The organism is Mesorhizobium sp. B2-3-10, from assembly GCF_006442275.1.
Lineage (GTDB): Bacteria > Pseudomonadota > Alphaproteobacteria > Rhizobiales > Rhizobiaceae > Mesorhizobium > Mesorhizobium australicum.
The window spans coordinates 104,631-123,661 of sequence record NZ_VFVT01000009.1; the positions used below are offsets into that span (position 1 = coordinate 104,631).

Genomic DNA, 19,031 nt, shown 5'->3' on the forward strand with positions numbered 1-19,031 from the left:
GCGGCATCCACAACGCCGCCCCCGCCTGGTTGCCGGCCGCTCCTTCAACGCGTCCGGTTTGGTGCGAACAGATCTTGCTGCCGAACCAGTTCGTCCGCGACGGGCTGGCGGAGGCGTCGCGTGCCATCCGCCTGGATGACGGAAAACAATCCCACCTCCGCATGTCGGGAATTATCCCACCCGGGGTAAGCGGTTATCGGATACAGGCAAATACCCTCGATCGGCGCTTCGAGTTTTATCGCCGCACGCACCTCGTCGCAGACATAGTGGAGCCAAGCCGCCCCGCCCGATCCCTCCGAGCCGGTTTCGGCAATGAACATCGGCTTGCCGTATCGATGAGCGACCTCGATCAGCATTTCCGACAGAGCACGGTACTCGTGGTGCCCCATCGGAATGGTCGGTCCATTTATGTACCATTGATTGTGTGGGTAGAAGTTCAGGCCCACGGCGTCGACAACATCCTCGCTGCCGCCCAACTCCGGTTCGACGCGGCCCAGCAACATGTCGTAGGCCTCGAACTGTCCCAGTCGGGCGTTTTCGGCGCGGCGCCGTTCGCCGCGGGTCCGGTCGCGAGGCGCGATGTGGATGAGCGGCTCGGCCCAGACAAATCCGCATGCCGGATCGACCTCCCGCATTGCACGAACACCGGCGATGGCAGCCTTGACGAGGTGCCGCTTGAACCATCCCCGCTTGTTCGGCCCTACGCGCGGGAAATAGCCGACCTCGACGGCCCAGGCGAAGAAGGAGATTTCGTTGATCGGACACAACAGAGGCGATGTTCCGGTTATCGAACGGTACACCCTCACGGCTTCCGCCGCGAACGAGGCATAGGCATCGATGAACTGGATGGACCCCTGATCGACATGATCCGGGGATCCATAATGGAAGATGTCCCAGATGACCTGGACCCCTGCCGATTGGGCTGCCTCGACCATAGGCATCCAACTTGACCAGTCATAGGTTCCAGGAGCGGTTTCGATCAGGTGCCAGCGTAGCCCATCGCGAATGGTGCGCAGGCCGAGTTCGGCGCAGGCCCGGTAATCGCCGAGGGCATGCAAACTATGCGAAGTCGCACGAATAAGGTCGAGGCGGACGCCATCCTTGCGCCGATGCGAGGAGCACTCAAAGCCCGCCATGAAAAAACTGGCAAAGCGCGAAGCTTTCGGAGCCGACTCACCCAGTTCGTGCCCGTCCGTGCGTCCCACTTCGTCCATTCGAAGTCTCCTTTGGGCAGTCGGTTTCAAACTCGGCCGCCCTGTTTGGACCGCGAATTGCCTTGGCAAAACGCCGGATCCGATCAGGCAAGCCGCATCCCATTGCTCAGCTCAGCTGACCCCTCATCCTGCCTGAGCGGGGTAAAGCCGAACCGACTGGCCGAGCCTTTGTTCCGGTGGTCGACCGCCCGCGAGCTGGGTGGCGAGTGGCAACATCAGGAACAAGGAGGCTCGAGCCAAGTTCGGGGCGATGTAGCACCGGCGTCGCTTAACTCGACTGGCTGCCCGGCAAACAACAGAGGCACGGGATCACATGACCGTTCAAATTCAACTTTCCGATATCGACCATGCCAGGCGCGAGGATCGTGGCGACGGTGCTTGGAGCATCGCACCGGATCTGGGTTATTTGCGGCTGGCAATCGTCAATGTCGTGTTCTTCGGCGCACCGGGCAGCGGAGACCGGAAATGGGTGCTGATCGATACCGGGTTGCCGACGTCCCGGAGCAGCATCCTTGCTGTGGCGGAGAAGCGCTTCGGGATTGACGCGCGGCCGGCTGCGATCATCTTGACGCACGGCCATTTCGACCATGTGGGAACGGTTCTGGACCTGGCGACTACGTGGGACGTGCCTGTCTTCGCGCACCCGCTCGAGCGCCCCTATCTGGACGGGACCACATCCTATCCGCCGCCGGACCCCTGGGTCGGGGGTGGACTGATGGCGCTGCTCTCGCCGCTATTTCCACGCGGGCCGATCGATCTTGGCAACCGTCTGGAACTCTTGCCGGCCGACGGTTCGATCCCCGGAATGCCCGGATGGCAGTGGCTGCACACGCCAGGACACGCCCCGGGGCACATCTCGCTCTGGCGCGAGGAGGACCGCTCGCTGATCGTAGGGGACGCTTTCATCACCACAGGCCAGGAGTCGGTCTATGAGGTCGCCGTTCAGGATCTCGAGATGCACGGTCCGCCACGCTATTTCACGCCGGACTGGGATGCGGCGGAAAGATCGGTGAAGCGCCTGGCCGCGCTGAAGCCGCAGATGGTCATCAGTGGACATGGGGCGGCGGCGGCCGGCATGGGCATGCGTCAAGCTCTTGTCAGCCTGGCTGATCGGTTCACGGAGTTTGCCGTGCCGCCGAAAATGAAATTCGTGCGCGAGCCGGCGACGGTTCCAAATAGCTGAGCCTGTCCGAGCGCAGCGCTCTGCTGCTGCTCTCAAGATTGTCAAAAACGCGCCGGCTTTGCCGCTCGGGCGGCCCAAGACGGACGGCGGCGGAACAAACGCCACGGGCGCCAGTTAGGGCGTTCGTTGGGCGGCAGGCGACACCAGGCGTTTCTCGAATTCTGCGTCAGGGAAGACTTAGATGGAAAACGCGAAGAACGCGTGCCCTCACGACGCGTCCTCCCCGAGATGCGTGGCGCAGCCACTGTTATTGCCACCCACCTTCAAGCCGGCGCGTTCGCTGCTCTGGATACCCGCTGCCGCATTCTTGCCCGGCTGCGCGGGGGGCGTGCTCGACCCGCAAGGGCCAATTGGCGCGGGCAATCGCACGATCCTTTTGAACTCGCTGGCGGTGATGCTGGTGATCGTCATTCCGACGCTGATCGCACTGCTGGCCTTCGCCTGGAAGTTCCGCGCCTCGAACAGCAATGCCCGTTACGACCCGGAATTCACCTATTCCGGTCGGATCGAGTTGATCGTCTGGTCGATCCCGACGCTCACCATCCTCTTCCTTGGCGGACTGATCTATTACGGTTCCTATCACCTTGATCCGCGCAAACCGATCGCCTCGGCGCGGCCACCGCTCGACATCCAAGTGGTGGCGCTCGATTGGAAATGGCTGTTCCTCTATCCCGAGCAGGGAGTTGGGGCGGTCAACCAGCTGGTCATCCCGGCCGGCGTTCCCGTGCATTTCAAGCTGACCTCGGCCAGCGTGATGAACACGTTCTTCGTGCCTCAGCTTGGCAGCATGGTCTATGTCATGAACGGCATGCAGACCGAGTTGCATCTGCAGGCCGACCGCGAGGGGAGCTATTTCGGTCAGTCGGCGCATTTCAGCGGCGACGGCTTCTCGGACATGAACTTCAGCGTGACCGCGGTTTCGCCTGATGCGTTCACCCGCTGGACGTCATCGTTGCGTGGCGGCGGCGGCGTGCTCAACGCCGACGCTTACCGCGAGCTCGCCCGGCAAAGCACAAACCTGCCGCCGGCTTCGTTCGGCCACGTGCAGCCCGGGCTGTTCGAAGCGGTTGTTCAGCAGACGCTGCCGCCCGGCCCCGGCCCCGCTGAAAGTGCCGGCAGCGGTGAGCCACAGGTCAGTCCGAAGGCGTTACGAGCGGCGGCCATGGCGCACCACCAGCAGGCAGAAGGGGGAGAATGACGATGCTCGGCAAGCTCGATTGGTCGGCGATTCCGTTCGACCAACCTATCCCCCTCGCTGCGGCCTTCGCGGTGTTCCTCGCCGCGGCAGCGGTGCTCTGCTGGATAAGTCTCAAGGGATATTGGCCCTATCTGTGGAGCGAGTGGATAACTTCGGTCGACCACAAACGCATCGGCGTGATGTACATCGTGCTCGCGATGCTCATGCTTTTGCGTGGCTTCATCGATGCCATCATGATGCGCACGCAACAGGTGCTGGCCATCCACGGTCCAGGCTATCTTCCGCCCGAGCATTACGACCAGATCTTTTCGGCGCACGGCACGATCATGATCTTCTTCGCGGCAATGCCCTTCATCATCGGACTGATGAATTTCGTCGTGCCACTGCAGCTTGGCATCCGCGATGTCGCCTTTCCGACACTCAACTCGGTCAGCTTCTGGTTGACGGCTACCGGAGCCCTGCTGGTCAACATCTCGCTTGTCATCGGCGAGTTCGCGCGCACCGGCTGGTTGCCCTATGCACCCTTGTCGGAAACCACCTACTCGCCGGGCGTCGGTGTCGACTACTATCTGTGGTCGATCCAGATCTCCGGCGTCGGCACGCTGCTGACCGGCGTGAACCTGGTGACGACCATCCTCAAGATGCGTGCGCCGGGAATGGGGTACCTGCGCATGCCGATGTTCTGCTGGACATCGCTGGCATCCAACCTGCTCATCGTCGCGGCCTTCCCTATCCTCACCGCCACGCTCGCGATGCTGACGCTGGACCGCTATCTCGGCTTCCATTTCTTCACCAACGAAGCCGGGGGAAATCAGATGATGTTCGTCAACCTGATCTGGGCCTGGGGCCATCCCGAGGTCTACATCCTGGTGCTTCCAGCCTTCGGGATTTTTTCCGAGATCTTCTCGACCTTCTCGTCAAAGCCGCTGTTCGGATATCGTTCGATGGTCGCGGCGACGATGTTCATCTGCATCGTCTCGTTCATGGTCTGGCTGCACCATTTCTTCACAATGGGCGCCGGTGCCGACGTCAATGCCGCGTTTGGCATCGCCACCTCGGTGATCGCCGTCGGCACCGGCGTAAAAATCTACAATTGGCTCTTCACCATGTATGGCGGGCGCGTTCGCTTCGACACGCCCATGCTTTGGGCGCTGGCTTTCGTCACCACCTTCACCGTCGGCGGCATGACCGGCGTTCTGCTAGCCGTCCCGCCCGCCGACTTCGTGCTGCACAACTCGCTTTTCCTCGTGGCACATTTCCACAACGTCATCATCTCGGGCGTGCTGTTCGGCGCCTTTGCCGGCTTCACCTACTGGTTCCCCAAGGCATTCGGCTTCCGGTTGCACGAAGCTTGGGGGAAGGCGGCGTTTTGGGTCACCTTGGTCGGCTACATGCTGGTCTTCGTGCCACTCTATATCGTCGGCCTGCTTGGCATGACGCGGCGCCTTCAGCACATCGACATGGATCTTTGGGCGCCGTGGCTGGTGGTGGCCGCGTTCGGCGTGCTGGTGATGATCATCGGCGCCGCACTGCAGATCATGCAGCTGGTGGTTTCGATCCGGCATCGCGACAAGCTTCGCGACGAGACCGGCGACCCGTGGGACGGGCGTTCGCTGGAATGGTCGACATCCTCCCCTCCGCCCGCCTTCAACTTTGCGTGGCTGCCGCACGTCGAGAACGAAGAACCCTACTGGAGCATCAAGCAGCGGGGGATCGAGGAGCAGGGCGCGGGGACGGAGGCCGCGTACGAGCCTATCGAGATGCCGCGCAACAGCCCGACGGGCTTCGTCACCGCTTTTTTCAGCACGCTGATCGGCTTCGCGCTGATCTGGCACATTTGGTGGCTGGCGATCGTCGGCTTCATCGGCGCCTACGCCACCTTCGTCGTCTTCGCCTGGCGCGATCATGGCGACTACGAGATCCCCGCCGATGAGGTCGCGCGAATAGACCGAAACGGCCGAGCCGCGCGGCTTGCCTTCCTGCGCAGCTGGGAACGTCCGGTATGAGCGATCACGCCTTCACCACCGACATCAGCGCCGACGGCCAGACACGCGACCAATACCGGGTCAATCGCACCGGCAGCCATGGTGCAAGATCCGCGACGGGCCACGGACAGGGCGGCCCTGCGTCGAAGTTCGTCACCGTTGCCTACGGGTTCTGGATCTTTCTGCTGTCCGACATCATCATGTTCTCGGCTTTCTTCGCCGCCTATGCCGTGCTCGCCAAGGCAACCGCCGGCGGACCGACCGGCAAGGATCTGTTCGAACCCACGCGCGTTGCGGTGCAAACGGGCCTTCTGCTCAGTTCGAGCTTCACCGGCGGCTTGGCAACGCTCGCGAGCCACCGCAGATCGATGGCTGCCACCCAGTTCTGGCTGCTGGTTACGGGCCTGCTCGGGGCAGCCTTCCTGCTCCTGGAGGTGCAGGAGTTCGCGGCGATGGCCGGCGAGCAGGCAGGCCCGTCTCGAAGTGCATTTCTTTCAGCCTTTTTCGCACTCGTTGGTTGCCACGGGACCCACGTCGCACTTGGCCTGCTCTGGCTAGGCACCATGATGGCGCAGCTGTGGGTCAAGGGTTTTCGACCCGATATTTTGCGGCGGCTCCACTGCTTCGGGCTCTTCTGGCACGCGCTCGACATCATCTGGGTTGCCATCTTCACCCTGGTTTATCTGTTAGGAGCATCGCCATGACCGAGATCGGGGGCGAGAGCGGGACAGGCGAGACGCCAGACCACCGCGATTCAGCACCGGGCGAGGAACGCATAACCGAGCACGAAATGGCGGGGGGCCTCTCTGGCTACCTGCTTGGCTTCGGCCTGGCCATCCTGCTGACGATCGCTTCGTTCCTGGCGGCTCAGACCAACCTGATCTACCAGCCGGCGGTGATTTCGGCCCTGGTGGTGCTCGCCGTCGCGCAGATGGGCGTGCATCTTGTCTTCTTTCTCCACCTGACGACCGGACGGGACAACACCAACAACGTCCTGGCCCTGGCCTTCGGCGTGCTGATCGTGGCGCTGGTGGTTCTGGGCTCAGTCTGGATCATGGCCCATCTGGATCAGAACATGGCTGCCATGACCGCCCATCAAGCCGGAGCGATGCCTTGAGCGAACCGCACGCCGGACACGGTATTAGCTGACTTTCGCTCGCCTCGTCACGCGTTTCAGGCGGGAACTTTGGTTCGGGCAGCAAGTTCGGACGCCATCGCAACAGGCTCACGGTAGATGGGCGCCCAGATCAATCACTTCGTCAAGGATATCCTCATCGAGGTCGCTGAAATGCTTCCGGCCGTGACTCAAAGGGAAAGAACGCCGGCTGACGAACTGCCCATCGAAGCGCCGAACTTTCCCCACGATCTGGAACCGGTGATCCGAGCGAACCCATCATGGGCGGCGCCGCGCCGGCCGGGCCGCACGCAAGGCAGCGAGCACCGAGCGGACGGCATCGATACCTGAGCCACGAGACTGGATCGAGGGCCTGAAAATCAGCCGACCGTTGCGGAACTCGAAGCCCTGTGCGCTTTTAAAGCGCCATTTTGATGCCACCGGTTTCTTGCGGAAGGTGATCGCGATCCCTTCTGGTCCCACATCGACTTTGCTGATGCCCAGGTCCGCCGCGGCTATCCGCAACCTGGTCAGTTCCAGCAAATCCGCCACTTCGCCGGGCATGTCTCCAAAGCGGTCCTCAAGCTCTTCGCCGAATGCATCGAGGTCCGTCTCGGCAGCCATACGAGACAGCCTGGCATAGAGGCTGACGCGCACCGTCGACTCGTTGACATAGCTTTCGGGAAAGGCCCCGTTTCCGGCGCCGTTGATGTCGGCTAGCTGCTTGTCGGTATCGGCCCCTCCCGCGGCCAGGGAGACTGCCCGCTGCAGAAAATGTTGGTAAAGGCCTGCTCCGATCAGCTTCATGTGCCCGGCTTGATCTTCGCCGAAAAGGTCTCCTGCCCCGCGCAGGTCGAGGTCCCTCTGGCTGATCGCAAGGCCGGAGCCAAGCCGATCGAGCGCAATCATGGTCGAAAGTCGGGCTCTTGTGCCTTCGGCCAGTTCGACGCCAGGTTCGGTCAGAAGAAGGGCAATAGCCTGCACCGCTCCCCTTCCGACCCGGCCGCGAAGCTGGTGCAGCTGTGCCAAACCGAACCTGTCCGCTCGCCAGATCAGTATGGTGTTGGCCCGCGGCACGTCGAGGCCGCTCTCGATGATGTCGGTGCTCAACAGGACGTCGCCGTCACCGTCAGCGAACCCGACCATGATGTCGTCCAATTGTCTCCCTTTCATTTCGCCATGCGCCGTCTTGACCGCGAGTTCCGGCACCAGTCTGTCTAGCTGCTGGCGAACCGGATCGATGTCTTCGATGCGCGGAACCACCAGGAAGCTCTGTCCGCCCCGCCGAAACTCGCGCAAAAGGGCGGCTCTTGCCGAAGCTGGATCGAAGGGCGCCAGGATGGTGCGAACGGGACGTCTTTTGGCGGGCGGAGAGTTGAGGACGCTGACCTCCTGGACGCCTGACATCGCCGATTGCAGCGTCCGCGGTATCGGCGTGGCGCTCATGCTCAGCGTATGAAGGCGGGGCGCCATGTTCCGCAGCGCCTGCTTCAGCTTGACACCGAACCGGTGCTCCTCGTCGATCACCAGCAGTCCGAGATTGGCGAAGCTGACGCTCTTGGCCGCCAGGGCCTGAGTACCCACAACCACCGCGACCTGACCGCTCCGCAGCCGCTCCTTCACCGCTCTCGCCTCCGCCGCTCCGACCATTCTCGAGAGGTGGGCGACCTCGAGGCCGGTTCCCGCAAATCTTCTGCTGAACGTCTCGTAGTGCTGGCGTGCCAACACCGTTGTCGGCGCTATCACCGCCACCTGCTTCCCGCAGAGGGCCGCGGCGGCGCAGGCCCGCAGGGCCACCTCTGTCTTGCCGAAGCCGACGTCGCCGCAGACAAGGCGATTCATTGTTCTCCCCGACGACAGGTCGCCGAGCACGTCGCGGATGGCGGCAGCCTGGTCGGGAGTCTCGGTATAGGGAAACCGCGCCGCGAACCGGGCAAGGTCCGCGCGAGAGGGTTTTATGATCGCGGCAGGCTGGCTGGACCTGGCATTGGCAAGGTCCCTCAAGCGCTTGGCCAGCCTGTCGATATCGCGCAGCGCCGCCTTGCGTCGGTTGAGCCACCCATCGCTGTTCAAGCGATCGAGCGGCACTGCACCGGGTTCCGAGCCGTAGCGCCATATCCGCCCAAACTCATCGACCGGGACCAGCAAGGAAGCTCCGTCCTGATATTCCAGCCTGACGACATCCTGCTGCTGACCGGCCAACTCGACCTGTTCGACCGCCACCAGCGTGGCCAGGCCATGGTCCTCATGGACGACGACGTCGCCGATGCGCAACTCGGGTTCGAGTATGCTGGTGGCCGCGCTGCCGTTTGCTTTCAAGGCGTGGCCAAACAGGTCGGCCGCGGCCACCACCGCGATGCCAGATTGCTCGTCGACAAAGCCTTCGTCGAGAACGATCTCGGCCTTGAGAAGAGAGCCCCTTGGGGCCGAACGGATCCGCGGCCAGTCCGCCACTTCCCCCATTCGCCGACCAAGCTTCTGATCGAGCAGGCGATCGGCTCGCCGCAGTTCGGAGGCCTCGCCCGCGAACGCCACAGTGACACCCGACCTTGTCTGCCTTTCCGCAAATTCGGCGAACTGATCCCCGGATCGCGCCTGCTGGAAGAATTTGGGAACTCGCGCGGCAGAAACGGCGAGACTCGTGCCGTGGCGTTTACGGACTGCGACGTTCCATTCTTGACGCGACAGGTAAAACTGTTCCGGCAAGGGTTTGGCGGGCGCGGCAACCTCCTGCCTTGCACCACGAGCATCTTCGATCAGGCCCAGGAAGCGGTCGAGCGGCGCGCCTTCGAGACCTTCCGCGATGGAGACACAGGCGCCGGATGCCACATCGAAGACCGACGGCATGCTGCCGTACAATGCGACGAGGCGTTCTTCCATCGACGTCGCGCGCATCGCTGCCAACTCAGGATGATCCCCCGTTGCGAAAATCAGCTCGGATGCTGGCCCAACCGTGACCGACTCGCGCGACTGTTCGCTAAGCTGGCTGATGGGGTCATAGGTCTTGAGTTCCCGGATGCAGCTATCTGTACCGATGACGACGCGAACCGGGTGATCGGCGCCAGCAGGGAATATGTCCATGAGGTCGCCCCGAAAGGCTATCTCGCCCGGTTCGTCGACCCTTTCGTCGACACCGTATCCAATCGCCTCTGCTCTCGTTCGGAAACCATCCGGGTCGAACTCTTGTCCGAGTTCCAGAATTGTAAAACCGCCAGCAATGACTGGTGCGGGCGGCACCCGCTGGAGAGTAGTCTCGATCGACAGAACCACGATGCGCGGACGTTTTGGCTCGCTCGCGATCTCACGCAGAGCGCGAAGCCTCCGCCCCATATTGGCGCGTGTCGGCCATACCCTGTCGTAAGGCAGGCAATCCCAGGACGGCAGGAAGATGACGTCCGCGCTCGGCAGAAACTGACGCAAAGCCGCAGCGGCCTCTTCGGCACTGCGTTCCGAGGCGGCTATATGGACAATATGCTTGTTTGGACCGCTCTCAAGGGAGTCGGCCAGCGCCGCCGCGATTGCGGCGGAAGGCGAGGCGCCCTGGTCTCTCGCGAGGTCCCCGTCATTCGACGGGTGATCCATTTCTTCGATGATTTCCGTCCGCGAAATGGGTCTGTTCACTGAGGTCTCACCTTGCCACCGTCGAGAACGTCAGTGGGACCACTCCGTTCCTGAGGCGCGGATTAAAGTGTTGCAGGCAGTGGCAGCGCGCGCGGTCTTGCGTTCTTATCTGGCGACGCGCCAAAGATGCGCCTCTCGATGAGCCGCTTCCGTTGGCAGCGGTGCCGTCGCGGACGATGGCCGTTTAGCGACCATCCTTCCAGATCTCCCCTATGCTTGAACGAACTTGTAGCGGGCGCTAGGTGTCAGTCTTGCCGACCAGCGGGCTAGAATGGCCGCCTTGCTCGGAGACCTGGCTAGAACCCGTATGGAAGTCAGAGAGGCCGCCGCCGTCCGCGCTCATAGAAGAGGCACCGTGGGCGTGTGGCTTCAGGAGCTTCGCTTCCCGGACCAAGGACGACCAATTGAGCCCTAGCAGGGCTATCAGTTCGCGGGCGTCTTTTTCGCTGACGCTGGTTTCCTTGATCAGGCGATCAATGAAAGCTGTCTTAGGCTCATCCATGGCGAACTCCCCGAAGAGTCCGACTAACCGCGAACGCCTACCCTACGTTCCGGCGGAGCTGCGTTAGGTATGAAAACGTACAAAGCCGTGGGTGCGTTTGTTCCATGGGCTGCGGTTTTGATCGCGCCTTTGGCAAACCAGGTTCTGCTCATTCGGATTTCACCGCCATCCGGAACTTTTGGCTGGGATAAAAGTTCGGTGGGCAACATCAGCTAGGTAGCCATTTTGTCCCCCTCTTCGTCCTCGGATGTACTTATCCGCAAGCTTCAGACCATCTCGGACATTCGAGAAGCTGAAATCGCGGTTTTGAAAAGCATACCGATTCAGGAGAAAGATTTTTCGGCCAACCACGACCTGGTGCGTGAGGGTGACCATCCTGTTTACTCGTTTGTCGTCCTGGATGGTTTGGTCGGGTCCACCAAATACACAAGCGAAGGAAAGCGACAGATCACGTCTTTCTTCGTGGCCGGGGACATTCCCGATCTGCACGGGCTGCATCTGTCGGTCATGGATTGTAATTTCTCGACCATGACGCCGGCCCGAGTGGGCTTCATGCGACACGATGTTCTCCGCAGCATCTGTGACCAGCACCCTCGCATCGCCACCGCTTTCTGGCGGTCGACGCTGATCGACGCCGCGATGTACAGGGAGTGGGTCACCAACGTTGGAAGACGTGAGGCTTACACCCGCATGGCTCACATTTTGTGCGAACTCATATTTCGCTTGCGGGCGGTGGGACGCATTCAAGATCACATTGCGGATATTCCCATAACCCAAGCCGCACTTGGCGACGCATTGGGTCTGTCGACGGTCCACGTCAACCGAATGCTTCAGGAACTACGACGTGAAGGCCTGATCGCCACCACGGGGTCGAGAATGCATGCACTCGACTGGCCCGGCCTCACTCACGCAGGGGATTTCGACACGACTTACCTGCATCAAAAGAACCCGGCAGATTAGTGGTGACGGAAGCTCTCCCATGGCACGATTTTTCTTTGACACCGGCGATCGCGATTTGGTCTTGCAGGATGAGATAGGTGTCGAATGCGCTGGCCTGGAAGAGGTGCGCCGAGTCGGATTCGAGGGCCTTATCGATCTTACGAGAGACGCATTGAAAAGCGTCGACGGACAGAAATTGTTTGTCGAGGTGCGTGATGAAAATGGCGACAAGGTTCTGCGGCTAAGCCTCTCGCTTCAGATCAAATTGATGAGATGAATTCGGCCGATTTTCGCGCCATTATCGGATCAGCCCCCCACCCAACCAGCTTCAACATGGCCATCGGACTGCATCGAGCGAGAACTCTCGAAGAGCCGCGAGCCATAGGATCACTCAGGGCTCGGTCATGGAGTGGATCCATCGATGCAAGCGGGTGGGCGCTTTAATCTATGTAAGTGCGCCTAGTCGGCGACCGGATTAATTGGGTCTGTGCGTGCCGGGGGACAATGCACCCTTGCTCGCACGCAGGACCCTGCTGATGACGGGCCCGAGTATCAGCCTGGAGCAAAACATGACAATTGTCGCTTCTTGGACCCTTCACCCCACCAGATCAGACCGACACGAACCAGGTCCCATGTCCCTGGAGGATCGGTGTGATGGCTGACCACCGTCGCAAGCTCAACGCGTCCGATCCGGCGCTTGCGGAGCAGACACAGCCCGCTACCGACCCTGGCGGATCGTCCTTGCCATGTTCTGGCGAACAGACGAACCTGGTCGACCTTGTTCCCGCATTGCGGGCATTCGCACGTTCGCTCAGCGGCAGCATCGACGAAGCTGACAATCTTGTCCGAGAAACACTGGTCAAAGGGATTGCAGATCTCGATGGTCTTGACGGAAGCCGGGTAAAGCCCTGGATCTTCGCCACCCTGCGTAGGGCTTCCTTGGCCAGGCTTGAAGGCGCAGCCCCCCAGCCTCGAGGACCGGCGAGCTGCTTGTCAGAACCTTTTGCCACGGACACACAGGAACAGATGGAAGCCGGCCCAAGGATAGCGCATGCCATTGACCTCCTGGCGGATCCGGAGCGGCAGGCCATCGTTCTGGTTTGCATGCTCGGACTGTCCTATGAAGACGCCGCCGACATCTGCGATTGCGACACAGCCACCATCAAAGGCCGGATACAGGATGCGAGGACAAGAATGGCTGTCCTGTCGGGCGTCCCGGCGGAAGCCACGCCTGAAAAATCGAATTGACGGTGAGCAAAGCGGCCGTGTTCAAGGCAAAAAATTCGGGATGCCTTTCAGGCAGCCACACATCGCTTGCCTTGAGGTGGCCCATAGCTCAACCGCAGGTTTGTTATGCATGACAGGGAACCATGAGGGGATCCGCCGAGTTCGACCCTCGGACAAGTTCGGGTTCCCAACATGGAAGAAATCGGCAAGGCGCAACAGAAGGCCATAGCCCGTCTCATACGTCAGTGGATTGCATCGGACGCCAGCCGTCGCCAGCTTCGCCAGTTGCTGGACCGACCGACCGATGCGGACATGCCGCGCGAGCATCGGTCGTTGCTCGACGAACTCGACCGAAAGCTCGACGAATAAATGCATGCTTGCCGAGACACGGACGCTCAGTCGTCATCTTCCCAGCGGCTGCCGGGACAGCTGTTCAAGCTCGTTCTCGTCCGTGATCCCGGCTTGGTAGTAAGCAAGGATGCGCGATGCGCGCCGTTCTCTCTCGGCTTCAGTCTCGTTCTTGAGATTGCTGCGTGCAAGGACACGGCTCAGTACGGCAAGTTCCGATGGGGTATAGGCATCCCTATGCATTTCATCCCGCCCATGCACTGCAAGAAACCTACAATAAGGATTCTCCGGCGCGCCCCAACGCTGGTCGGGACAGAATGTTCCATGGATTTTCGTGGAAGGAGAAAAAGCTTATCAGCGCTAGGTGTGAGTTTCTGGGGCTTGCCGAGCGTTTAAAAGCTGCGAAACGGCGGTTATGATTTGCGGCAGAAAGAAGGGCTTGGTGATCATAATGCTGTTGGGCACTCCTTCCGCTCCCCAGTGTACCGCGCTGTCGCCGCTCATATAGACAACTGGAATGGTCGAGTTGGACCTACGCAAATGCCGGGCGATCTCCCACCCGGATTGTCCCGGCCCCAAACGGATGTCGGTGAGCACGGCCTTGAACCTGGTGGGATCGGGGTCGAAGGCCGCCAGCGCCTCGGCAGCATTTCGAACGCCGACGACCTGAAAGCCAGCCTCCTCCAAAGCTGACTCGAGGTCGAGCAGTATCATCGTCTCGTCTTCGACGATCAGAACAACGCCATCGCTCATCCGGGATATCCCCAAGTCGCCACGCTACTACGATCTCGGCGTCAACTTGGTTCCATATGACACGCATCGGCCTGTTGTCACCGCGACCTCGCGGCGGAGTCATGAGAAGCCCGCCTCGGAAAGCCGAGACGGGCTGAAGCTGCTTCGACAGCCTCGAAGGCCAAGACAAGGGAGGATTGTAGGCCCGCGACCGAACCTTGAAGTGCAGCGAATGTTCCTCTGGATGTAGGCTCTTATTCGATTAGCCTCCGCGGCAGCCCGCCTCCAATGCGGGGCATTTCGTTTTTGCTCAAGATTTCTCCTGATCTCCAGAAGCTTGCTGGATTTCCGTCATCACCTGCCGGGGATCGACATTCTCGGCCAGTTGCGGCAGCTCCTGATCGGCCGGTGTGGAGACATTGAGGCGCTCCGTCAAAGCAGCCACCATTTCGATGAGCCTCGTGGTTTCGTGCTCGTTGAGAAGGCTGATCTGCAGATCCAGCTCCGCTCGGCGCTCGCTGTGTTCGGCCATTCTGTTTTGGTTGATCAGCACGAAGGTGGACAGGAAGATCGCCTCGACCGAAGCCACCATGGCCAGGATCACAAAAGTTGGGTCCCAAGCTGGGACGGCCGGTATCAGGCCAAGGTTCGCAAGGATCCAGGCGACCAGAATTGCGAGATGCAAATAGACAAAGGGCATGCTTCCCGCGAAGCGCGAAATGATGCCGGCAATTCGCACCTGAACGCCTTGGTGCTCCTCCTGTTGTCGCCTGTGGTCGACCAGAGCCTGTATGTTCTGCTGAAGGACCGACTGCATGTCGGCGGGATGCTGATCGTTCATCTTTGAAAGCCCGGTTTGGCGGCCAATGTCGTCCGAGCGTTGCTCATCGCCCGCCTGGCACGTCCGGCGAGGCTGTACCGCCTGAACTCGCGGGCTCATGGCCGCCGGTCTCTTCAGACGAGGAGTGTCGTCCTGCAATCGTGTCCACCATGGCGATCACCGCCCCCGGGGCGCTCTGATGAACCATATGGCCGGCGCCCTCAACGACGTCGAGGAGGGACCCACCGACCTCCGCATGCAGGCGTCGTGCCTCCCCCTCGGCGTCGAACAGCCGGTCTCCAGAACCCGCCAGGATGCCTGTCGGGACACCAATGTCCGTGTAGCTGGCCTTCGTCAGCAGGGCCGCCGCCAGCATCGATGCCGATTCCGAACACACCGCCCGCAGTTGGGAAGGGCGGCTGGCGATATCTTTTGCGAGAACGGCGAAGTCGGCAGCGACATCCGCTGGGTGGAAGATCTTCTGCATCGTCCAAGGCCAGGCAAGCCTCACAAGCACCGGCAGCAAGGTGTGGCGAAACGCGGTGCCGACGAATGGCAGAGCCGGGAGGGCGGCCAGCGCAAGATCAAGCCGCGGCGGCGGATAGTAATAGCCGGAGACCAGCACGACGCCGGCAACCGAACGAGAATGCCTGCGCGCCAATTCGAGGGCTACCCAAGCGCCCCACGAATGTCCAAGCACGATGTAGTTCTCGATACCCAGCCTGCCGGCGGCGGCATGTATGAGATCGGCTTGGTCGCGGGCAGACCACCGCCGGCCGCGCGACCGCGTGCTTCGCCCGAAGCCCGGCCGATCAAATGCGAGTACCCGATAGGTTTTTGCCGCCTGATCGAAGATGCCGCTCGACTTGAAATCCTGTGCCATGGATCCGTTTCCATGCAGCAGAATGAGCGGCATGCCGGTGCCGGCTTCGATAAAATGCAGGCGAAGACCGTCAACCTCCATGACATGGCCGTGCGCCCGGCCAACAAGCGCACGTTTGGCGCGGGCGTGATTGTACCCGGCAAGTGCCGACAATGCGGCGATGAGCAGCACGGTCGATAGCTTCGGTCCATCCCTGTCGAACGCCATGCCCATCCTGCCAGCAACTGCCCTGCCCGGTGCCCTGCCTGCCCAAACCTTCGGAGTGGCGGCTTGTTCCGCTGGACAAAGACGACGCTTTGTAGCCGGCTCAAACGGCCTAGGCGGTAAGCTCTCTATGGGCATGGGACGCGGCGATGGCAGCTTGTCCAAACGCGACCGCAATCTGATTCAGCGCTTTCACAACGTCGCCGATGGCGTACATGCCGGCGACGGAAGTCTGCTGGTGCTCATCGACCGTGACGTAGCCCTCCGCGCAACATCTCGCGCCGACGGCCAGGGCGAGGTGCGAGCGCACCTTGCATCCCAAGGCCGCGTAGACTGCATCGAAGCGGCAGGTCGCTCCATCCTGCAAAATCGCCGCACAACCGTTAGCAGCCGGGCTGAGCCTGTCGAGAGTGTGACGGACGACTATCCCTCTTTCGGCCGCCGCGCGACGCGTGCTGGTTGAAAAGTCCGATGCGTGGGTCCCCAGCATCGTTACGTGTGGTGTGAATCGGCTGAGGAAAATGGCCTCGTGCAAGGCTCTGTCACCCTGCCCCACGACCGCTATCTTCCGGTCGATCACCTCATATCCGTCGCACACCGGACAAAGCCGAACGACACCGGCCGCAATTGCCTCCGCCAAGCGGGGCAATTCGGGTGTCGTGTCGACAATCCCGGTCGACAGGAAAACCTTACGCGCGCGGATTGCGCCGATCGAGGTCTCAGCATCAAAGCCTCCCTCGCCAGCGGCCAGCGAAAACACCTGCCCCCGCATCAAGGTTGCTCCGTACAAGCTCGCGTGGCGGCCAAGCCGATCGAGAAGGTCGGGGCCACTTATCCCTTCGGGAAAGCCCGGACAGTTATGGCTTTTCGGGATCAGAGCGGCACGGGGCTGGCCGGCATCGACCACCAGCACGCGATGGCGAAAACGGGCGAGATATTGGGCCGCGGTCAGTCCCGCTGGCCCGCCTCCGACGATCAGCACATCTTCAGCGTCGGCGAGCGGGTGACCGGCATGGCTTTCACCGCAGGTTTGCTCCATCAGCGGCGAACTATCTGGTTCGTTCGATGTTCCAGCACGACACGCGGAGAGACCGCATAAGCCCGGCCGGCTTCAGCCGCAGCCAGAGAGCTTCGATCTCGTTGTCACACCGGTCCTGCTCGGCGTCGAAACCTTCTTACCGCTTCGGGGTTAATCCTGACGGACAAGGTGAGCACCTGCGAAACACAACCGCTGACCTCGTCCTCAAACGACGTCGGGCGGCTCGCAGGCCATGAATGATATAAGTGAAGAGCTGAGGCCGCCGACAAAGGGCGCTGCCGAACTCGCTCAAACGGGGAGCGCCATTTTATGAATGGATGCCTCAAGGCTTCAGATGATCCGGGTCGCTACCTTTAACGTAAACGGCGTCAACGGTCGATTGCCGGTTCTGCTCAAATGGCTGGGTGAGACGCACCACGACATCATCTGTCTCCAGGAATTGAAAACATCGGACGAAAAGTTTCCTGCCGATGCCATCAGCAACGCCGGCTACGGGGCGATATGGCACGGACAGAAGTCGTACAACGGCGTAGCCATTCTCGCTCGGGGCAAGCAGCCGCATGAGCGTCGGCGCGGGTTGCCCGGTGACGCCGATGACACGCATAGCCGTTACATCGAGGCGGAGATCGACGGTCTCGTCGTTGGTTGCCTATACCTGCCCAACGGCAACCCGGCGCCTGGTCCGAAGTTCGACTATAAGCTCCGCTGGTTCGAGCGGCTGATCGACTACGGACGGCTCCTGATCAAGGACGCGCCCGCCAGCCTGCTTTGCGGCGACTACAACGTGGTGCCGGCGCCGATCGACGCCGCGGTTCCGGCACGATGGCTGGGCGACGCCGTCTACTTCCCGGAGAGCCGACAGGCTTACGCCGACCTGCTTGCCGATGGCTGGACCGACGCCGTCAGGCTGATCCGTCCCGAGAGAGGCGTCTATACCTACTGGAATTTTTCCTATCGGGGCGGTTACGACCGCAGCTCCGGCCTTCGCATGGACCATCTTCTCGTGAGCCCCTCGCTCACGAACAGGCTGGGCGGCGCGGGTGTGGATGAGTCGGTACGGGGATGGGACAAGCCAAGCGATCACGCGCCAGCCTGGATCGAACTCGAATGGCCCCGGTGAACCGAGACATCGGGCTTCAGCCAGACCGCATGACGCCAGGTTCGTCCGCCTCTTTTAATCGTTGCGAATCCTCGGGGGCGGCGACCAGATCCTGGAATCCAAGTGTGACGACGAGATAACCCGCCTCGTCGTAGACTTTCGTCACCCAGCTGGTCGGGTCCGCGCCATCGATAATTCCGTCAAGCATGGCCTCCTTGGCTGCGCGCTTCGCCTCTTTGATGGCCTCATCCCGATCAGCCATGTCGGCGAAGATTGCAGGCTGGGACATGCCTTCGATAAACTCGAAGCGATATTTCGGCATCGATCCCTCCTGTCGGTGGTGATAACGGATCGGCCATTGCTGGCAGGGTGAAGGTCAACGCCACCGTTTCGAAAAGGATGCACCGATTGTGCGTGCCTGCATCGGCAGAGGTCAGGCAGCGTTGCTGGCGTCCTTTTGCCAGTCGTCCTGCCAACGCGCGCGCACGGCAATCATCAGCATGGCCGATTCCGTGATCCCGGTCTGGAACAGCCTGATCAGCTCTCTCGCGATGGAGTGAGCCGCAGCGGTGTCTGGCAAAATGGCAAACTCCTGGCACATCGCGTCGAAGACCGCGCGAAGCGTGTCCAGGTCATTCGGGTAGAGGGTATCCGTGCGAATGGGTCGGTCAAGCATCAAGCGTCTCCAAACGAGCGAGAGTGCGATGGTCTCCCAAGCAGCGGAGCCCATTACATGCCCGCTGACCTCTCGCTTATGCGGCACAGCGCACGACGTGTCGCTAACCTATGATGGACCGAGGCAAGTTCGCGCACAAAAGATCCAATGCGTATAGCGACGCGGCTAGCGCCACGCCCAATGGAAGCCGCACGACCGTTGGAACCGCGAGTGTTCTAAAGTTCAAGGCGACCAAAGGGACATCGTA

19 protein-coding genes are annotated in these 19,031 nt (G+C 61.3%); 10 read left to right on the forward strand and 9 right to left on the reverse strand.

The features are described from left to right. Nucleotides 1-44: 44 nt before the first annotated feature. Entirely contained in the window at nucleotides 45-1,214 is a 1,170-nt protein-coding gene (locus FJ943_RS24555) for a beta-glucosidase (protein WP_181174621.1), read from the reverse strand. Nucleotides 1,215-1,527: 313 nt separating this feature from the next. Here FJ943_RS24555 and FJ943_RS24560 point away from each other — a divergent pair, with 313 nt between their 5' ends. The 5 genes from FJ943_RS24560 to cyoD all read left to right on the forward strand — a co-directional run bounded on the left by FJ943_RS24560 (nucleotide 1,528) and on the right by cyoD (nucleotide 6,697). After that, complete coding sequence (locus FJ943_RS24560) at nucleotides 1,528-2,397, forward strand: MBL fold metallo-hydrolase (protein ID WP_140725717.1); 870 nt, start codon at nucleotides 1,528-1,530, stop codon at nucleotides 2,395-2,397. 181 nt (nucleotides 2,398-2,578) lie between these two features. After that, nucleotides 2,579-3,595 (forward strand): ubiquinol oxidase subunit II, encoded by a 1,017-nt coding sequence (gene cyoA, locus FJ943_RS24565; RefSeq protein ID WP_140725720.1) that lies wholly within the window; start codon nucleotides 2,579-2,581, stop codon nucleotides 3,593-3,595. Between the two features lie 2 nt (nucleotides 3,596-3,597). Further along, nucleotides 3,598-5,601, forward strand: a complete 2,004-nt coding sequence (gene cyoB, locus FJ943_RS24570) for a cytochrome o ubiquinol oxidase subunit I (RefSeq protein WP_181174633.1) — start codon at nucleotides 3,598-3,600, stop codon at nucleotides 5,599-5,601. Further along, nucleotides 5,598-6,284 (forward strand): cytochrome (ubi)quinol oxidase subunit III, encoded by a 687-nt coding sequence (locus FJ943_RS24575; protein ID WP_140725726.1) that lies wholly within the window; start codon nucleotides 5,598-5,600, stop codon nucleotides 6,282-6,284. The genes cyoB and FJ943_RS24575 overlap by 4 nt, the downstream gene beginning before the upstream one ends. Continuing rightward, nucleotides 6,281-6,697, forward strand: coding sequence for a cytochrome o ubiquinol oxidase subunit IV (cyoD, locus tag FJ943_RS24580; RefSeq protein WP_140725728.1), 417 nt, complete (start codon nucleotides 6,281-6,283; stop codon nucleotides 6,695-6,697). Before FJ943_RS24575 ends, cyoD begins: the two co-directional genes overlap by 4 nt. A 276-nt stretch (nucleotides 6,698-6,973) precedes the next feature. On the opposite strand, the gene FJ943_RS24585 is transcribed toward cyoD, so the two are convergent. Both FJ943_RS24585 and FJ943_RS29725 read right to left on the reverse strand, forming a co-directional pair. Then, the gene (locus tag FJ943_RS24585; RefSeq protein ID WP_181174622.1) at nucleotides 6,974-10,315 is read right to left on the reverse strand and encodes a DEAD/DEAH box helicase; all 3,342 of its coding nucleotides are present in this window, start codon (nucleotides 10,313-10,315) and stop codon (nucleotides 6,974-6,976) included. A gap of 238 nt (nucleotides 10,316-10,553) precedes the next feature. Beyond that, on the reverse strand, nucleotides 10,554-10,817 hold the full coding sequence (locus tag FJ943_RS29725) for a hypothetical protein (RefSeq protein WP_181174623.1): 264 nt from the start codon (nucleotides 10,815-10,817) through the stop codon (nucleotides 10,554-10,556). Nucleotides 10,818-11,042: 225 nt separating this feature from the next. On the opposite strand from FJ943_RS29725, the gene FJ943_RS24595 reads away from it, so the two are divergent. The 4 genes from FJ943_RS24595 (at nucleotide 11,043) to FJ943_RS29730 (ending at nucleotide 13,352) form a co-directional block, all read left to right on the forward strand. After that, nucleotides 11,043-11,777, forward strand: coding sequence for a Crp/Fnr family transcriptional regulator (locus tag FJ943_RS24595; protein ID WP_140725731.1), 735 nt, complete (start codon nucleotides 11,043-11,045; stop codon nucleotides 11,775-11,777). Between the two features lie 19 nt (nucleotides 11,778-11,796). Beyond that, a complete protein-coding gene (locus FJ943_RS24600) occupies nucleotides 11,797-12,033 on the forward strand; it encodes a hypothetical protein (protein WP_015316415.1) in 237 nt (78 codons plus the stop codon). Between the two features lie 377 nt (nucleotides 12,034-12,410). Beyond that, the gene (locus tag FJ943_RS24605; protein ID WP_140725734.1) at nucleotides 12,411-13,004 is read left to right on the forward strand and encodes a sigma factor-like helix-turn-helix DNA-binding protein; all 594 of its coding nucleotides are present in this window, start codon (nucleotides 12,411-12,413) and stop codon (nucleotides 13,002-13,004) included. A 171-nt stretch (nucleotides 13,005-13,175) separates the two neighbouring features. Continuing rightward, nucleotides 13,176-13,352, forward strand: a complete 177-nt coding sequence (locus FJ943_RS29730; RefSeq protein ID WP_181174624.1) for a hypothetical protein — start codon at nucleotides 13,176-13,178, stop codon at nucleotides 13,350-13,352. 339 nt (nucleotides 13,353-13,691) lie between these two features. On the opposite strand, the gene FJ943_RS24615 is transcribed toward FJ943_RS29730, so the two are convergent. From FJ943_RS24615 to FJ943_RS24630, 4 genes are all read right to left on the reverse strand, one after another. Continuing rightward, nucleotides 13,692-14,084, reverse strand: a complete 393-nt coding sequence (locus FJ943_RS24615; protein ID WP_140725737.1) for a response regulator — start codon at nucleotides 14,082-14,084, stop codon at nucleotides 13,692-13,694. 289 nt (nucleotides 14,085-14,373) lie between these two features. Beyond that, the gene (locus FJ943_RS24620) at nucleotides 14,374-14,904 is read right to left on the reverse strand and encodes a DUF1003 domain-containing protein (protein ID WP_140725922.1); all 531 of its coding nucleotides are present in this window, start codon (nucleotides 14,902-14,904) and stop codon (nucleotides 14,374-14,376) included. A gap of 43 nt (nucleotides 14,905-14,947) precedes the next feature. Continuing rightward, the gene (locus FJ943_RS24625) at nucleotides 14,948-15,973 is read right to left on the reverse strand and encodes an alpha/beta hydrolase (RefSeq protein ID WP_140725739.1); all 1,026 of its coding nucleotides are present in this window, start codon (nucleotides 15,971-15,973) and stop codon (nucleotides 14,948-14,950) included. 109 nt (nucleotides 15,974-16,082) lie between these two features. Further along, nucleotides 16,083-17,009, reverse strand: coding sequence for an NAD(P)/FAD-dependent oxidoreductase (locus FJ943_RS24630; protein WP_140725742.1), 927 nt, complete (start codon nucleotides 17,007-17,009; stop codon nucleotides 16,083-16,085). Nucleotides 17,010-17,343: 334 nt separating this feature from the next. On the opposite strand from FJ943_RS24630, the gene xth reads away from it, so the two are divergent. Next, complete coding sequence (gene xth / locus FJ943_RS24635) at nucleotides 17,344-18,129, forward strand: exodeoxyribonuclease III (RefSeq protein ID WP_140725925.1); 786 nt, start codon at nucleotides 17,344-17,346, stop codon at nucleotides 18,127-18,129. A gap of 16 nt (nucleotides 18,130-18,145) precedes the next feature. Here the strand turns inward: xth and FJ943_RS24640 are convergent, their stop codons facing one another. Both FJ943_RS24640 and FJ943_RS24645 read right to left on the reverse strand, forming a co-directional pair. Continuing rightward, the gene (locus tag FJ943_RS24640; RefSeq protein WP_140725745.1) at nucleotides 18,146-18,430 is read right to left on the reverse strand and encodes a hypothetical protein; all 285 of its coding nucleotides are present in this window, start codon (nucleotides 18,428-18,430) and stop codon (nucleotides 18,146-18,148) included. 111 nt (nucleotides 18,431-18,541) lie between these two features. Beyond that, nucleotides 18,542-18,784, reverse strand: a complete 243-nt coding sequence (locus FJ943_RS24645) for a hypothetical protein (RefSeq protein WP_140725748.1) — start codon at nucleotides 18,782-18,784, stop codon at nucleotides 18,542-18,544. Nucleotides 18,785-19,031 lie beyond the last annotated feature (247 nt).

Excerpts from the sequence above, each read along its gene's own strand:
- FJ943_RS24555 (WP_181174621.1), bottom strand. The coding sequence starts at position 1,214 with ATGGACGAAGTGGGACGCACGGACGGGCACGAACTGGGTGAGTCGGCT.
- FJ943_RS24560 (WP_140725717.1), top strand. The coding sequence starts at position 1,528 with ATGACCGTTCAAATTCAACTTTCCGATATCGACCATGCCAGGCGCGAG.
- cyoA (WP_140725720.1), top strand. The coding sequence starts at position 2,579 with ATGGAAAACGCGAAGAACGCGTGCCCTCACGACGCGTCCTCCCCGAGA.
- cyoB (WP_181174633.1), top strand. The coding sequence starts at position 3,598 with ATGCTCGGCAAGCTCGATTGGTCGGCGATTCCGTTCGACCAACCTATC.
- FJ943_RS24575 (WP_140725726.1), top strand. The coding sequence starts at position 5,598 with ATGAGCGATCACGCCTTCACCACCGACATCAGCGCCGACGGCCAGACA.
- cyoD (WP_140725728.1), top strand. The coding sequence starts at position 6,281 with ATGACCGAGATCGGGGGCGAGAGCGGGACAGGCGAGACGCCAGACCAC.
- FJ943_RS29725 (WP_181174623.1), bottom strand. The coding sequence starts at position 10,817 with ATGGATGAGCCTAAGACAGCTTTCATTGATCGCCTGATCAAGGAAACC.
- FJ943_RS24600 (WP_015316415.1), top strand. The coding sequence starts at position 11,797 with ATGGCACGATTTTTCTTTGACACCGGCGATCGCGATTTGGTCTTGCAG.
- FJ943_RS24605 (WP_140725734.1), top strand. The coding sequence starts at position 12,411 with ATGGCTGACCACCGTCGCAAGCTCAACGCGTCCGATCCGGCGCTTGCG.
- FJ943_RS29730 (WP_181174624.1), top strand. The coding sequence starts at position 13,176 with ATGGAAGAAATCGGCAAGGCGCAACAGAAGGCCATAGCCCGTCTCATA.
- FJ943_RS24615 (WP_140725737.1), bottom strand. The coding sequence starts at position 14,084 with ATGAGCGATGGCGTTGTTCTGATCGTCGAAGACGAGACGATGATACTG.
- FJ943_RS24620 (WP_140725922.1), bottom strand. The coding sequence starts at position 14,904 with ATGAACGATCAGCATCCCGCCGACATGCAGTCGGTCCTTCAGCAGAAC.
- FJ943_RS24625 (WP_140725739.1), bottom strand. The coding sequence starts at position 15,973 with ATGGCGTTCGACAGGGATGGACCGAAGCTATCGACCGTGCTGCTCATC.
- FJ943_RS24630 (WP_140725742.1), bottom strand. The coding sequence starts at position 17,009 with ATGGAGCAAACCTGCGGTGAAAGCCATGCCGGTCACCCGCTCGCCGAC.
- xth (WP_140725925.1), top strand. The coding sequence starts at position 17,344 with ATGATCCGGGTCGCTACCTTTAACGTAAACGGCGTCAACGGTCGATTG.
- FJ943_RS24640 (WP_140725745.1), bottom strand. The coding sequence starts at position 18,430 with ATGCCGAAATATCGCTTCGAGTTTATCGAAGGCATGTCCCAGCCTGCA.
- FJ943_RS24645 (WP_140725748.1), bottom strand. The coding sequence starts at position 18,784 with ATGCTTGACCGACCCATTCGCACGGATACCCTCTACCCGAATGACCTG.